Below are 14685 nucleotides of genomic sequence, written 5' to 3'. Positions count from 1 at the left end.
GGAAAATCCTACGATGACAGCAGTACAGACAGGCGAATCCACGCCGGCCATGCCCTCCGCCATCAAGGATGCGGAGGCCACCAAGACGATTTTGCACACCCTGCGCCATTTCCACCTTGGAAATCCCAGCGTCAGGGGTCAACTGGAGCCGCTTGGTGACGACTTTCTGCCCGCACTGATGGCCCCCTATCGGGACGCCTCCCGGCTGCGCTATGACTACCCGCTGTTTCTCTATCCCGCCGAGGGCGGCGACGAAGAGCGCCGGGGCGCCGAACTGGCCAAGCCTCTGGGAGCCTTTCTGGCTGAAGCCACCGAGGCTGTTGCACCGGGGGAGGGCAGCGCCCGCATCCTGAAAGACAACCTGCCACGTCTCGAGCAGGCTCTGCGCCTCGCCCTGCAGGAGAGCCAGACCCCCGTACCCGCAAAACCCCTGCTCAGCGAGCTCTCCAGCTGGATGGTGAAACAGTTGGGGCTCGACAGCGGCAGTACAGAAAAACTGCAGAGTGATCTGCACGACCTGCTGGATTCGATCCCCGAGAGTGGCCAGTTCCTGGCCTACGGACAACACCCGGCGCTGCATCTGATGATCCACGTCATCCGCAGCCAGGTGATCCCCCGTCATGCACATTTCCAGCGGGAGATCGAGAAGTATATCCGCGGACTCAAGCTGTTGCTGGCGGTTGAAAAGGAAAAATCAGACGAAGCCAAAGCGCCGGCCGCACTGGAAGAGGCCGTGGGCCACTCATCCCACATGTTCGACGCCAACGCACTCGCAGATGTGATGGACCACTCCCACGGCTCCATCGGCATGACAACAGTTCGCCGTGAGCGGGTGGAAGGGGCGCTGAAGACGCTGGAATCCTACGGTCGGGAGTCGGTCCTGGTACGCTTTGTTCACACCGAAGGCCTGGACGAGACACTGCTGGGCGACATCCCCGGCTTCGAGAGCGTCGTCTCCGACAATCCCTGTATTCGCGCCAAGGAGATCTTCGACGAACAGGCGGCGCGCCTTGCCAAAGTCTTTGCCGCCGCGCGTATTGCCAAACTGGAGATCGACGATCTCTACGACGAATCCATCCATGACCCCTGGTTTGAGACCTTCAACTGGGAGGCATTCTCCCACGATGAACTGCTACTGGTACCGGCGGTCATTGCCCTGGAGACCGCCCTGCGCGTAGCCGGTGAAGCGATGCCCGACTTCTCCCGTCTGCTCAATTCCGGTCGTCCCGTGCAGATCCTGGTGCGGGTTCTGGGACACGCCAATCCCGGCCGGGACTCCGACAAAGACCCCTTTGCCCACTTCCGCACCGAACTGGGTTACCTCGGCATCAGTCACCGCCAGGCTTTCGTCTCCCAGACCTCGGCGGCAAGGCACGAGCACCTCCTGGATCAATTCTCCACCGCACTCGACGCGACCCGCACCGGGCTGCATGTCATCAACGTCGGGCTTCGCCCCACTGGACAGGACGTGGGACTCAATGGCTGGCTGGTGGCCGGTGCCGCACTCGAAGGGCGGGTTCATCCCTTCTTCCAGATCAATCCCTCCGTCGGCGACAGCTTTGCGGACCGGGTCGACTTCAGCGGCAACCCGCAACCAGAGAGGGATTGGGCGGTTCACGAATTCAGCTACCGGGATGAGAACGGCGAGGCCATGACTATCGAACTGGCCTTCACCTTTGCCGACTATGCACTACTGATCCCTCGCCTGCACGGGCACTTCACCCCAGTCCCCCTGATCTGTGAGACCGACTCTCTGCTGCCCATCGCCGACTATCTGGCCATGCCGGAAGAAGAGTCGGCCCAGCACATCCCCTACATCCTTGCCCTCAACGGCAAGGGCGAGCTGCGCCAATTGGCAGTGAGCCGCACCCTGATCCATGCCTGCCGTGACCGTCTCAATTTCTGGCACGCCCTGCAGGAGATGGCGGGTGTTCGCAGCCGTTATCTTGAGATAGGCATTGCCGAGGCCCGCGCAGAGATCAACAGCGCAGCCGAGGCAAAGATTGAGGCGCTGACAGCTGAACAGGACCAAAAACTGGTCGAGGCACGCAACGAAGCTGCCGGTGAGGTCATGTCCCGCCTCACCGAAGTGCTGTTGGGCATGGACTTCACCAGTGGCGCACCACGAATGCCAGCCGCACCAACGGCTGATGCAACCACAACAGCTGCGGAAACCACGGCAGAACCCACAGCGGAAGCGTCTGCGGCGCCTGTCGAAGAAGAGGAAGATCTCGGCAGCGAAGAGCCCTGGATCGACAGTGTTCTCTGCACCACCTGCAACGACTGTCTGGCGATCAATCCCCAGGTATTTGTCTACAACGACGAGAACCAGGCCTACATCGCTGACGCCAGCGCCGGCACCTATGCCCAAATGGTGGAAGCGGCGGAGATCTGCCCCTCCGACTGCATCCATCCGGGGAAACCCCTCAGCGACTCCGAAGCAGGGCTGGATGAGTTGATTGAAAGGGCGGCGAAATATAACTAGGCGAAAGGAAAAAGGTTAAAGGATAAGAATTGGGATTGGCGGGTCACGCCAGAATGGTACCTTGGCCCAAGGTTAGGAGCCTCTGAATAAATCTGGGCGAAACAGATTGGGATTCAGACTTCGTTTAGAGGCTCCTTAAGTCTCTTACTTAAAACTCGGAGTCATGGATGACTACACAGTTTGAAGAACTTGAAGTTTGGAAACGCTCTGCCCGTCTGAGTGTGGAGATTTACAAAGTACTGCGTGATTGCCGGGATTACAGCTTCAAAGATCAGCTGAGCAGGAGCGGGCTTTCCGTTCCGAGCAATATTGCAGAAGGCTTTGAGAGAGAATCGCTCAAAGAGAGTTTGAACTTCCTCTCATATGCTAAAGGCTCATGCGGCGAACTGCGCACACAGACCTACATTGGCATCAAAATCGGCTATATCGATACAGTGACTGGAAAAAGATGGATTACAGAATCAAAACAGATTTCCGTCATGCTTGCCGGATTGATTCGGACAAGGCGCAACTTTGTGCGCCAACAGTCACGTACAGCCCCCACATGATCCTTTATCCTTTATCCTTTTTCCTGTTTCCCCGAGTACGAGAATCCCTCCGTGCCTGACACTCTATCCAATTTTGTCCTCGCCCCAGCCATCATGACAGGCATCGCTCTGTTTTTCGGCGTGGTGCTGGCGGTCGCCTACAAGTTCCTCAAGGTGGAGGAGGATCCCCGCATCGCCACCACAGAAGATCTGCTGCCCGGCACCAACTGCGGTGCCTGCGGCGAACCAGGCTGCCTGCCCTTTGCTGAAGCCCTGGTGGATGGCAGTGTGCAGCCGAGCGGCTGCACCGTGGCCGATGAGAACACCATCGATGCCATTGCCGATTTTCTTGGGGTCGATGCCGGTCAGGCCGACAAGCAGGTCGCCCGGCTGAGATGTGCCGGCGGTAAATCACAGGCCTTTCAAATCGCCGAATATGACGGCTTCGAAAGCTGCCGCGCCGCCGCCACAGTCTCTGGAGGCGGTAAAGGCTGCTCCTGGGGCTGCCTGGGATTGGCTGACTGCGAGGTCTCCTGCGATTTCGATGCCATCCACATGAACGCCAACGGCCTGCCCACCGTCGATGTCGATAAGTGCACCGCCTGCGAAGATTGCGTCGAGGCCTGCCCCAAGGACCTCTTCGAGATCCTGCCTTTGAACCAGAAACTTTACGTCCAGTGCAATAACCCGTTGGAGGGCGAGGCGGTAACCGTGCTCTGCTCCGTGGGCTGTGATGCCTGCGGTAAATGTGCGGCTGATGCATCCCCAGGCCTGATCGATATGCGAAACAACCTGCCGGCCATCGATCTCGACTCCGGCGCCCCCATGACCAAGATCGCCATCAAACGCTGCCCCACCAACGCTATCCAATGGCTGGAGGAGGGACAGTTTACCCGCCAGCCGTCTGAGCAAGCTGAGAGTGAAAAACGCTATGCCCAGCTCCATTGAGGTTTCCTATGTCCGCTAATATCGCAATCCGCCTCTATCGCCGACTCTTCGGCACACCGGCTGGACTTGGACCAAAGGACACGGGAATCCATACCCTGCTTGACGGCAACAGCGCCGTCGCTGTAACCGAGGCCTGTATCGCCGAGAACGCGGCACTCGCCAGCGCATTTCCGGCCAGTGGTGCAGACCTTGCGTGGCAGTCTGAACAGACCCGTCAACAGCACAACGTCTTCGGCGAACTGCTTGGCACTCATCCGGTGGAGAGTCCCCGAGGCGCCATCGCTGCCGCCAGCGGCCTCGCAATGGCCGGACGACGCGCCACCGCATTCCTCTTCACACCGGATCTGACCGCCGCACTGGACCTGCTCAACAGCGCCGCTGCCAGGCAACTGCCACTGGTGCTGCATGCCAACAACCGGGCACTGGGGGGCAGTGCCGGCACCTGTCACCAAGCCCTGCACCAGATCTGCGATGCCGGTTTTTTTGTCCTGTTCGCCAGTAACGTCCAGCAAGCGGTCGACTTCACCCTGATTGCCCGGCGCGTCGCTGAAGAGACCCTGACCCCCGGACTGGTGGTTATCGATCAGGACGAAACCGCCGCTGCAATACAAAACGTCCATCTGCTTTCACCTGGCTTGATCCAGCGCTACCTGGGCAGGGCCGATGAACAGGTTGAATGCGCCAGCGCCGCTGAGAAACTACTGCATGGCGAGACCCGGCGCCGTCTGCCACGGCGGCACAATCTCGATCGGCCGGTACTGCAGGAACCCCTGATGGACCGGCGCAGCCACGGTCTGGGCCGTGCCGCCCACACGCTGTTCTTCGACGGCCACATCAGTACGACCCTGCAGGACGCCTGCGATACCTTTGCAGAGCAGACCGGTCGCAGCCAGCCGCTCATCACCACACTGAACACGGAAAAAGCCAAACAGCTGATTCTTGTTCAGGGCGCGGCCACAGAGACACTGCTTGCACTCTCCGCCCACCTGAAGAAGCACGACAAACAACGGATTGGCATCGTCGGTATCCACGCCTTGCGCCCCTTCCCCTCTGCGGAACTGCTGAATCTGTTGCAGGGCAAAGCCACCGTCACCGTTCTTGAGCGTACCGAAACGCCGTTGGCGGGAGACCCACCCCTGCTGCGGGAACTGCGCATGGCGCTGGGCCAGGCACTGGAAAACGGTCGCTTCGGGGAAGAGACACATCCCGGTCTGCCGGCACTGCGCGAAAGTGACCTGCCACGCCTTCGCCCGGTCATCTACGGCCTGGGCGGACTGGCGCTGAACAGCGCCGACCTCGTCACCCTCATCAGCCAGGCAGAGCCAAAGGGGCGCTATCTGGGCATCGACTTCACCCGTGCCAACGATAAACATCCCAAACGTCAGGTACTGCTCGATGCGCTGCGCCGCGACTACCCGGAGATCAACGATCTCGGCATCTGCGCCAAAACCCCCGCTCGGGACCTGCGTCCCGACGCATCCCTGAGTTTCGCAGTGCAGCGTCTCAGCAGCGAGGGGGATCAGGGACTTGCAGCCGAAACCGCAACCTTTATCTACCAGCTCGTGGAAGGTGAGGCGCGTATCCGCTGCGGCGAAAGCTGGAACGCCTGGGGTGAGTGGCTGACCGACCGGGTGGTAATGGCCCCCGAAGGGTTGCGCGACTGCGGCAGTGAAATGCCCCTGGATCTGGTCCTGCTCGACGGCCCCTTGAACCATCCGCAACTGATCCCTGCAAGGCAACTCCCCCGGGGCGGCTGCCTGCTGATGGCAGCAGACGAAGAGGGCGCCGAATCTCCTCTTTCGCCTGTCCTGCGCCAGGCCATCCAGAGCCGGGGGCTCAAGTGCTATCGCATGCCCTCCACCAGCGGGATGGATGAAACAACCCGCCGTGAGACCTGCCTCGGTGCAATCTGCAGCGTTCTGATTGCGGAAGAGAAATTGCCGCTACAGCCCCGCAAGCTCATCACCACACGTGAACAGCATCTTCAACAGGGGATTCTGACCGAGGCCTTCAGAACAGGCCTGGAACAGACCTCTGCCACCGACCTCAGCGCGGAAACCGGCACCCAAGATGAAGCGGCAGCTCCCAGGCCGACACCTATGGCCGTCCGTCATCTGGCAGGCAACAACGACAGTTACGACAGTCTGCCCCGCTTCTGGGACCAGACCGGTATACTCTATCGGGACGGCGACCTCGACAGCCTCACACCCGACCCCTATCTGGCGTCCGGTTTGGTGCCACCGCTCTCCGCCACCTTCAGCGACCACAGCGGCAGCCGCAGCCTGCTGCCGGTGTTCGACCCCCTGACCTGCACCGCCTGCGGCGACTGCTGGAGCGCGTGCCCTGATGGCGCCATTGGCGTCACCGCGCTCTCACCCACCACGCTGATCAATGTCGGTATCGGCCTTGCCGGAGCCAGCGCCCTGCGCCCCCTGGCCGCCAAACTTGGTGGACGAATCAGCGCCCGCGGCCGGCAGAACGCCATACAGGGCGGTAGCGCGGCGGATCTGATCCGGGAGGCCTTCGACTGGCTGCAGGAGAAAGCGCCTCTGGCCAAAGATCGCAGGAGCGCCGCAGAGAGCGGTATCAAGGATCTGGAAAAACTCTACGGCGCACTGCCTCTGGCCGTCACCGAGCCACTCTTCCAGGCCGGTGAACAGGCGAAAAAAGATGGCGGTGAACTGCTGGCCCTGGGTATCAATCCCGACGCCTGCAAGGCCTGCGGACTCTGCATCGCTGCCTGCCAACCACAATCCTTGAGCATCGCTCCACAGACGCCTGAACTGTTGCAGCAGAGCCACCAGATCTGGGCCGCCTGGGAAGTCACGCCTGACACTGCCTCCGAGACCATCGAACGGGTTGCCGCCCATCCCGATTTAACGACCATGGCCGCGCAACTGCTCTCCCGCTACAGTCTGCTCTCGCTGGCCAGCGGCGACAGCGCCGAATCCGGCTCCGGCGAGAAGATCGCGGTCCGGCTGACCCTGGCAACCATCGAATATCGTCAGCAGCCTTTGCTGCACCGATTTGCCGGAGAAGTAGGACAACTCAAGCAGCGGCTGAATGATGCCATCAAGGAGACCCTGGTGGACGCGCTGCCCACCGAGGACCTCGAACGTCTCGCAGGCAGACTGGCAGAGCTCGACGACGGTCAGATCGACATCAACGAATTGACCCGGCAGCCCGAAGGCAGCCTGGAGAACAGCGGTGTCGATGCCGATCATCTGCGCCGTCTCACCACCCTGGCTCAGCAGCTGACAGAACAGCACTGGCGACTGACAGAGGGCCAACAGGGTCTCGGACGCGCCCGCTACGGTCTCGCGCTGGCGCCCGGCATTATGGCCACCTGGGCGGCGTCATTTCCGCATAACCCCTTCCAGGTTCCCGTTGCGCTGGACAGCAGCGGCGAAACCGCCCAGCTCGCTGCCGGCCTGCTGGAAGGGCAGATAGGGGAGGCTCTCACCTCGATTCGGCTGGTCCGCAAGGCAAAGATCGAGCTGGGGGAGGGTGGGCGTAATGCCAGCGACCCCGACCTGCTCAGCTGGCAGGATCTCACCGATGAAGAGAAGGCGCTCTGCCCACCGCTGCTGCTGGTGGGTAACGAAGAGACCCTCGGCGGGCGTAACTTCAGCCAGGTCGCCTGGCTGCTGAATTCCGGCCTGCCGATCAAGATACTCACCCTCACAGAGCTCGACTTCGGACTCGACAGCCGGGGTCTCGAAGACGCACCCCTGCAACGTCTCAGCGACCCCAAGGGCAACCTCGGACTGCTCGCCCTCTCCCAGCGCAATGCTTATGTGGCGCAGACCAGCATTGCCGACCCAGCCCATCTGCGGGAGAGCGTCTCGGCAGCATTGGCCTTCCAGGGTCCGGCGCTGCTGCGCATCCACACTCCCAGCCCGGCGCGACACGGCTTCGCCACCGACAGGACCCTGGATCAGGCGAGATTGGCAGTACACAGCCGGGCCTTTCCGCTATTCCAGTACGATCCCCGTGGGGAAGGCGTGTTCGGCTCTCGCCTCAATCTTGCTGGCAATCCGGCGCGGGGCACCCTGCTACACAACAGCAGCGATCAGCAGGTCATCACTCTCGCTCACTGGGCACTGACTGAAGACCGCTTCGCCAGCCGCTTCCGGCCCCTGGCGGACGATGATTCAGCACCCACCGCCCTGGAAGACTGGCTCGCCCTGGATGCGGCCAGCCGCGCTAAAAAGACCCCGATCATCTCTGTACCCCGTAACGAGGAGAGTGCAGAGGTCTACCGTGTCGATCCGCAGTTGGGCCAAGTCGTGGTGGAACAACTCGATGCCTGGCGCACCCTGCAGGAGCTGGCCGGGATAGTCACACCCTTCACCGCCCGCGTGGAGCAGGCGGCAGAGGTTCGTGTCGCAGCAGAACATGAGACAGAGATCAACGCCCTCCGGGCCGAATTCGAGACGCAGCTCAACGCCTCTCGCAAAGGCGCGGAGGAGGAGATAGCGGGACACATTCGCGAGCGGCTGATGGTGCTTGCGGGATACAGATAAGGCTAAAGGCTAAAGGCTAACAAATTAAACTCGACTCAGATTTAAACAACTAGGAGTGAAAAAGGTAGATTTTGCATTGGCGCTGGGGAACGCTTCCTTTCGCCTTTCGCCTTTTGCCTTTTGCCTCTTCTTCCAGAGGAAGAATCATGAATCTACACGAATACCAAGCTAAGGCGCTCTTTTCCGAGTACGGCATCCCTGTCCCCGAGGGCAAGGCGGTCTCCACGCCGAGTGATGCACGGGCTGCAGCCCAGGCGCTTGGCGGCGAAATCTGGGTGGTCAAGGCCCAGGCCCACACCGGCGGTCGGGGCAAGGCGGGCGGAGTGATACTGGCCAAGAGTCTGGATGCGGTTGAAACCGCTGCGGAGGAGATCCTCGGCATGACCCTGGTCACCAAGCAGACCGGTCCCGACGGGCTTCCGGTAAACCTGGTGCTGGTGGAGCAGGGCAGTAACATCGCCCGTGAACTCTACCTCGGCGCACTGCTGGATCGCGCCTGTTCCCGTATCACCTTCATGGCTTCTACCGAAGGTGGCATGAACATCGAAGAGGTCGCCGAGGAGACACCGGAGAAGATTCTCACCACTGTGATAGATCCGGCAGCCGGTCTGCAGCCCTATCAGTGCCGCAAGCTCGCCTTCGGCCTGGGGCTTGAAGGCGACCAGATCAAACAGTTCAGCAAGATCATGATGGGTCTCTACCGATTCTACATGGAGAAGGATGTCAGCCTGATCGAGATCAACCCGCTGATCGTCACCGGCGATGGTGACCTGATGGCGCTGGACGCCAAGATCAACATCGACAGCAACGCCCTCTACCGCCACCAGGATATCGTCGCCCTGCGCGATCCGAGTCAGGAGGATGAGAAGGAGGCGGCTGCCGCCAAACACGATCTCAACTACATCACCCTCGACGGCAGCATCGGCTGCATGGTCAACGGCGCAGGTCTGGCGATGGCCACCATGGACATGGTCAAACTGCACGGTGGCGACCCGGCCAACTTCCTCGATGTGGGCGGTGGCGCCACTGCCGAGCGGGTCACAGAGGCCTTCAAGCTGATCCTCTCCGACAGCAAGGTGAAGACCGTGCTGGTCAACATCTTCGGCGGCATCGTGCGTTGCGATCTGATCGCCGAGGGTGTCATCACCGCCGCTAAGAATGTCGGCGTGCAGGTGCCGGTTGTGGTGCGTTTGGAAGGCACCAATGCCGAACAGGGGCTGAAGATGCTGGAGGAGAGCGGACTCGACTTCATCACCGCCGCCGACTTCACCGAAGCGGCCAAAAAAGCGGTCGCAGCGGCTGCATAGAAGGCTAACGGCTAACGGCTAACGGCTAACGGCTAACAAGATTAACTCCACTCAGATCTAAACAACAAGGGGGGGCGAAAAAAGGTAACAAAGACGCCGGCTTAGGGAACTGATTCCTTTCGCCTTTCGCCTTTTGCCTTTTGCCTAAACCGAACATGAGCATACTCGTCAACAAAGACACCAAGGTCATCTGCCAGGGCTTCACCGGCAAACAGGGCACCTTCCACTCCGAACAGGCCATCGCCTACGGCACCAACCTGGTGGGTGGCGTGACCCCAGGCAAGGGTGGCCAATCCCACCTGGATCGCCCGGTATTCAATACCGTGCATGACGCTGTCGCCGAGACCGGCGCCGACGCTAGCATGATCTACGTGCCGCCACCCTTCGCCGCCGATGCGATCCTGGAAGCAGCCGATGCCGGTATCAAGGTCATCGCCTGCATCACCGAAGGCATCCCAGTACTGGATATGCTGAAGGTAAAGCAGTCGCTGAAATCCACCGGCTCCCGCCTCATTGGCCCCAACTGCCCCGGCATCATCACACCCGGAGAGTGCAAGATCGGCATCATGCCCGGCATGATCCATCAGCCCGGCAGGATTGGCGTCATGTCCCGCTCCGGCACATTGACCTACGAGGCGGTTCACCAGACCACCCAGACGGGCCTTGGCCAGAGCACCTGCGTCGGGCTGGGGGGCGACCCCATCAACGGCACCAGCTTCATCGACTGTCTGGAACTGTTTGAGAAGGATGAGCAAACCGAAGGCATCATCATGGTAGGCGAGATTGGCGGTTCCGCCGAGGAGGAGGCTGCCGACTACATCAGGGAGCACGTCTCCAAGCCGGTGGTCGCCTACATTGCCGGCGTCACCGCGCCCCCCGGCAAACGCATGGGCCATGCGGGAGCCATCATCAGTGGCGGCAAGGGTACCGCCGAAGCCAAGTTCGAGGCCTTGGAGGGCGCTGGCGCTCATGTAGTCCGCTCCCCTGCAGAAATGGGCAAGCGTATGGCGGAGCTACTGAGCTAGGCCAGGATGCCCCAGACGGTGTCTGGGGCATCTGGGCTGTGCTCTCCTTTTTACCTGACAGGCCATGTCGACCTTTCGCTTTCAACAGTTTTCCGTGCGCCAGGAAAAGTCGGCCATGAAGGTCTGTACCGACGCCACGCTTTTCGGTGCCATGGCGCCGGTCAAAGGGGGCGAGCAGGTCTTGGATATCGGCACCGGCACGGGTCTACTGGCTTTGATGGCCGCTCAACTTGGCGCCTCTCACATCACTGGGGTTGAGCTGACTGAAGCGGCTTTTGATGAAGCCCAATTCAACTTCTGCAACAGCCCCTGGAATGGCCGGATGGAAGCCGTTCACTGCTCCATCCAGCACTTCTCGGTCAACACCCCGGACCGCTATGACCTCATCATCAGCAATCCACCCTTCTTTCATAACCACAGCAAAACTTCAGATCAACTCAAAAGACAGGCCCGCCACACAGACCTGTTGCCATTTCCTGATCTGCTAGCCAGCGTGGATAGACTGCTCGCAGATAGCGGGCACTTCTATCTGCTCCTGCCAAGCCATGCAGCCACAGGATTTGCCGGGATGGCGCTGGAACACGGCCTGCACCTTATCGAACAAACCGATTTTCGCGGCCACTGCCATAATCAGGCAAAGGTTTCCGCACTGACTTTCTGCCATCAACAACAACCCTGCAGGTCCGGGCTGTTGACCCTCTACCAGTCGGATCGGATCTACTCACAGGAGAGTACGCACTACCTTTCCCCTTTTCTGCTAAGGTTCTCCCAACAGAACTGAGTTTTTCCATGTCAGACCGCATTCGTTTCTTTTTGAACCTCAACGCCGACCGCTACCTGAGCCACTATCAGGGACATGCCAAAAATGTCTCGGTGATTGCTGAAGACGGGCGTCGGATCGAGTTTCCCGCCAACGCACTCCGGCCCTTTGTCACCAAGAGTGGTGTACAGGGCCGCTTTGAACTGCTCATCGATGACAATAACCGTCTGCAACGGCTCAATCGACTCAGCAACTGATCTAATCACGGAGGTCACCTCATTGGATAACCGCATCAGCATCCGCATTACATTCTCCTTTAAAGGTGAAACTCATACTCCATCGGCCAGTCTCGATCTCGATGAACTGGTAAAGGGGGGCAATGCCCATGACACGCTCCGCCCGCTGCTTGCCAGAACCAACGGCATCGACAGCTACTCCTATCTCTACGAGGTGATGGAATCCCAACCGATCGAATTCAGCAACCCCACAGGTTTTGCCGCCGACTATCTCACAGGGACTGAGTTCGATTTCATCAGCTTTGAAAAACGCTGGCGTGAAGAGAATGAACTCTCCATCCTGGACGCCATCATCGAGCACCACTTCGAGGGAGAGGATTGCGCCCAACACCCTTCGCTGAAAGCAGCCTTGCACGAAGCCTTCCGTGCAGGAAAATCCGCAGCCAACCAAGATTAGCAAAGTACCATGCTCGCCCTTGAATCCCGCCAGATCGGCTGCCCCTACTGCGGTGAAATGATTGAGGTGCAAATCGATTGCAGCCTCGACCAGCAGCAATATATCGAGGATTGCAGTGTCTGCTGCCGCCCCATCACTCTGTTGGTGGATATCGAGGGGGAGACAATCACCCTAAATGCCCAACGGGAAGATGAGTGTTGATGTACTGAAATGTCCAATTCCATCTTCCATGCCGATCAGTAGTCTCTATCAATAAATCACCGGGTGAATCATTTACCAAAGTTGTATCATCGATGAATCAGATCCACACGGCGCAGCTAAAACAGTAAGGAGAGGTCTTGTGAAGAATACTTTCAAACATACACTTCCCAACGAATCGGGATTTTTTGGAGAGTATGGCGGCAGCTTTATCCCCGAGCAGCTGCAGCAGATCATCGACGAGATCACCAGCGCCTATATACAGATCACCCAGGACGATGATTTTCTGGCCGAGTTGGCAGACCTCTACGATCACTATGTCGGACGTCCCAGCCCGATCTTCCACGCGAAAAACCTGTCGGCAAAATATGGTGCAGAGATCTATATGAAGCGGGAGGATCTCAACCATACCGGCGCGCACAAAATCAATCACTGTCTGGGAGAGGCGCTGCTCGCCAAACGGATGGGAAAAAAGAAACTGATCGCCGAGACAGGTGCGGGACAACACGGGGTGGCACTCGCCACCGCCGCCGCGCTGTTGGGACTTGAATGCGATATCTACATGGGCGAGGTCGATATTAAAAAGGAGCACCCGAACGTGGTGCGCATGGAGATCCTCGGCGCCAAAGTTATCCCGGCCACCCATGGCAGAAGGACGCTGAAAGAGGCTGTGGATGCTGCCTTTGATGGGTATGTCAAAGACCCGGTCACGCAATTTTACGCCATCGGTTCCGTGGTCGGCCCCCACCCTTTTCCGATGATGGTGCGGGACTTTCAATCTATCGTGGGGAATGAGGCAAAGGTGCAGTTTCAGGAGATGACCGGCGGTGACCCCAACAACCTGGTTGCCTGCGTCGGCGGTGGCTCCAATGCGCTGGGACTGTTTGATGCCTTTCTCGATGACGCGTCGGTGCGCATGTTTGGCGTAGAACCCGCCGGCCGCGACCTCAATCAGGACGGCGAACATGCCGCCACCCTGACCAAGGGTGAGCCCGGCATCATGCATGGTTTCAAATCCTACATGCTCCAGGACGCGGCAGGAGAACCCCAGGAGGTCTATTCAGTTGCCAGCGGACTGGATTATCCCTCCGTCGGTCCGCAACATAGCTATCTGAAAGATATCGAGCGGGTGGAGTACAAAACCATCAACGACAAAGAGGCGATCGACGCCTTTTTCGAACTCTCCCGGGTGGAGGGCATTATCCCTGCGGTGGAGTCCGCCCACGCAGTCGCCTACGCAATAAAAATGGCGCAGGAAGGGGAGAAGGGAACCATTCTGTTGAATCTATCCGGCCGGGGCGATAAGGATATCGACTTCATTACCGAACTCTACGGCAGTGAATACGGGGTGAGCAATCTGCTGTAAGCCAAGCAGAGGACTGGAGCAGGCCGGTTCAAGCACAGCGGAATCGGCAAGCATTCTACCCATTCGGAATTTGCCCGATCCGCTACGCTTGATCAGGCCTAGGAGACTGTCGGGTTTATCCGTTTGAAGCGAAAATCACTGGGGGCGAATCAAATCAGCTTATCGAACTCATTAAATAGGCCCACTATTCGCCTCGTTCGATAAACTGACTTGATCGCCATCCAGGGATTTACAGCCGAGATCAAAAGGGTCAGTTTCGATTGATTGGGATCGCGGGTCAATAATGTTTCGCGATACCTTGAGATTCAATCGAAACTGACCCGAATGGCACTTCGGAGGTTTCTCCCACACTGATCTCCAACGTCACGGCACAGGTGATGGAAGAGGTAAAGGTGTAGCAGGGCCACCCACTTTCATCAGTCTATCCCATCGTCTATTTCGATGCCTTGGTGGCGAAGTCCCGTGAGGAGGGGCCAGTCACCAACAAGGCGTGGGGGCTTGGAAATGATTGCTTCAGGTTCCGGGTCGAAGAACAATTGAACAGACCTACGGCGGCGAAGGCACGAGGTGGTGATCGGAAATCAAAGATTTACCGAGAATCGAGATACATCAATCGAGTCTGACCCTATCGATTCCAACCTCAGTCATGAACCAGTGTGAAGAGGACATTGCAGTCTTTCCCCGCTATGCAATATGGGCGAACACTGTTCGGGATCATATTGGTGCTGCTCTGGTGAAGTTGGAGGACGGCGAGACAGACAAGGCCAGGCGGTTGCTGATCCATGCCCATAACAGTCTGAGCGCCTTTGCGGAGATTCAGAAGCCCTTTGATACGATCCTGGATTAGTGT

At 59.0% G+C, this 14685-nt stretch carries 12 protein-coding genes and 1 pseudogene; all 13 read left to right on the top strand.

Features of this window, described 5'->3' with window-relative positions; all coding sequences use genetic code 11:
• Positions 1–13 precede the first annotated feature (13 nt).
• The 13 genes and pseudogenes from G9Q73_RS00615 (at position 14) to G9Q73_RS00560 (ending at position 14682) form a co-directional block, all read left to right on the top strand.
• Positions 14–2485 carry a ferredoxin gene (locus G9Q73_RS00615; protein WP_177418023.1) on the top strand — a complete coding sequence of 824 codons (2472 nt, stop codon included), beginning with the start codon at positions 14–16 and terminating at the stop codon, positions 2483–2485.
• A 167-nt stretch (positions 2486–2652) separates the two neighbouring features.
• Entirely contained in the window at positions 2653–3033 is a 381-nt protein-coding gene (locus G9Q73_RS00610) for a four helix bundle protein (RefSeq protein ID WP_177418022.1), read from the top strand.
• 51 nt (positions 3034–3084) lie between these two features.
• Positions 3085–3960 carry an RnfABCDGE type electron transport complex subunit B gene (locus G9Q73_RS00605; protein WP_177418021.1) on the top strand — a complete coding sequence of 292 codons (876 nt, stop codon included), beginning with the start codon at positions 3085–3087 and terminating at the stop codon, positions 3958–3960.
• 8 nt (positions 3961–3968) lie between these two features.
• Positions 3969–8486, top strand: coding sequence for a 4Fe-4S binding protein (locus G9Q73_RS00600; RefSeq protein WP_177418020.1), 4518 nt, complete (start codon positions 3969–3971; stop codon positions 8484–8486).
• 146 nt (positions 8487–8632) lie between these two features.
• Positions 8633–9793, top strand: a complete 1161-nt coding sequence (gene sucC / locus G9Q73_RS00595) for an ADP-forming succinate--CoA ligase subunit beta (protein ID WP_177418019.1) — start codon at positions 8633–8635, stop codon at positions 9791–9793.
• Positions 9794–9948: 155 nt separating this feature from the next.
• Positions 9949–10818: a succinate--CoA ligase subunit alpha gene (sucD, locus tag G9Q73_RS00590; RefSeq protein ID WP_177418018.1), complete on the top strand. Its 870-nt coding sequence runs from the start codon at positions 9949–9951 to the stop codon at positions 10816–10818.
• A gap of 115 nt (positions 10819–10933) precedes the next feature.
• On the top strand, positions 10934–11599 hold the full coding sequence (locus G9Q73_RS00585) for a tRNA1(Val) (adenine(37)-N6)-methyltransferase (RefSeq protein ID WP_246344889.1): 666 nt from the start codon (positions 10934–10936) through the stop codon (positions 11597–11599).
• An 8-nt stretch (positions 11600–11607) separates the two neighbouring features.
• Positions 11608–11835, top strand: a complete 228-nt coding sequence (locus G9Q73_RS00580) for a DUF2835 domain-containing protein (RefSeq protein WP_177418016.1) — start codon at positions 11608–11610, stop codon at positions 11833–11835.
• Between the two features lie 22 nt (positions 11836–11857).
• On the top strand, positions 11858–12271 hold the full coding sequence (locus G9Q73_RS00575) for a hypothetical protein (RefSeq protein WP_177418015.1): 414 nt from the start codon (positions 11858–11860) through the stop codon (positions 12269–12271).
• Positions 12272–12280: 9 nt separating this feature from the next.
• Positions 12281–12472, top strand: a complete 192-nt coding sequence (locus G9Q73_RS00570) for a CPXCG motif-containing cysteine-rich protein (protein ID WP_177418014.1) — start codon at positions 12281–12283, stop codon at positions 12470–12472.
• A gap of 139 nt (positions 12473–12611) precedes the next feature.
• Positions 12612–13835, top strand: a complete 1224-nt coding sequence (gene trpB, locus G9Q73_RS00565; protein WP_177418013.1) for a tryptophan synthase subunit beta — start codon at positions 12612–12614, stop codon at positions 13833–13835.
• A gap of 335 nt (positions 13836–14170) precedes the next feature.
• Positions 14171–14326: pseudogene (locus tag G9Q73_RS20640) on the top strand (transposase); the annotation flags it as partial.
• A 155-nt stretch (positions 14327–14481) separates the two neighbouring features.
• A complete protein-coding gene (locus G9Q73_RS00560) occupies positions 14482–14682 on the top strand; it encodes a hypothetical protein (RefSeq protein WP_177418012.1) in 201 nt (66 codons plus the stop codon).
• The last annotated feature ends 3 nt before the right edge of the window (positions 14683–14685 follow it).

Source organism: endosymbiont of Lamellibrachia barhami, assembly GCF_011947365.2.
Lineage (GTDB): Bacteria > Pseudomonadota > Gammaproteobacteria > Chromatiales > Chromatiaceae > QGON01.
The sequence above is the reverse complement of the archived record's forward strand: the minus strand, read 5'-3'. Positions and strand labels throughout refer to the sequence as shown.